Origin of the sequence: Corynebacterium sp. HMSC30G07 (assembly GCF_001806945.1) — a bacterium.
GTDB lineage: Bacteria > Actinomycetota > Actinomycetes > Mycobacteriales > Mycobacteriaceae > Corynebacterium > Corynebacterium riegelii.
Map to the genome: position 1 here is coordinate 1 of NZ_KV786482.1, position 1004 is coordinate 1004.

The following is a 1004-nucleotide window of genomic DNA, read 5'->3' on the forward strand; positions in this document are numbered from 1 at the left end:
GTTATGGGGTGAAGGTTCTGAAGTGTATCTGAAATGTATTCCTGATAATCCGGTTCTATGTTCTAGTCTAGGCTGGGCATTGCCGCTGATCAGCGCCAAAAGATAGGTGAACTGTCACGTACTCAGCAAATGTTCACCTTCGGGGAACCTGTACCGGGCTGCGAGTCATGGATTTTCCCTCTGAAATCCCTGGAAACTTCGCCAGTTTCAAGTAGTTGCGACTAACTAATGTCCAGCGAACGTTGAGCATTTAGTTTGATGGCACTACGCTTTTCCAGTGTGAGGGTCACCTATCACTTAGGTACTCTGCTCGGCCCTGCGCCTGAAGGTGGGCGTGGGGGACCTTGGAACTATTGATCCCTGGAGGGGAAATACATGCAAGGAAAGAACATCGCACGTCGCCGTGGCACCTCTGTAGCTGCGGCTGCGTTGTCGTTTGCGTTGGTTGCGCCGTTTGCGCAGCCGGTTGCTGCGCCGAACTCAGTGCCTGCGGCATACGCCGGCACTCCGGCTGAGGCTGGCCAGCCTAATGACGCTGGTAATGGTGTGAAGTACCCAGGTAAAAATGCCGATGGTGTCTACCAGTCTGTCGTCGATGAGCAGCGTTACACCTTCACTGATCAGCCGATCAAGGTTGAGGGTGCGATCGAGTCAAAGGGTGAGAAGAACACCACTGAGTCGATCGAGGGTTACGTTATCCACCAGCGTGATGGTGACCTTTCGGTGTATCCGGGTACCCGAGATCCGTGGAAGCCGATCCCGATGGAGGGTGTACGCGTTTACGCGCAGTGGACTGAAAAGGGCGGTATCACCTCGCCGGTGTACACGACCACCACTAATGCAGATGGTTACTACAGCATCAAGATGAAGCCCTTTAACAACGCTAAGGGCGAGGTTGTGAAGTTTGATGCGGACCCGAACGGTCCGGAGTATGAGAAGATTCGTGTGTGGGTGGACAACCCGGATACGAATAACTTCACGCAGCTGTATGGCTACAACTTCGG

At 53.6% G+C, this 1004-nt stretch carries 1 pseudogene; it reads left to right on the forward strand.

The features are described from left to right. Positions 1 to 375: 375 nt before the first annotated feature. Positions 376 to 1004 (forward strand): annotated as a pseudogene (locus HMPREF3104_RS11510) (hypothetical protein); the annotation flags it as partial.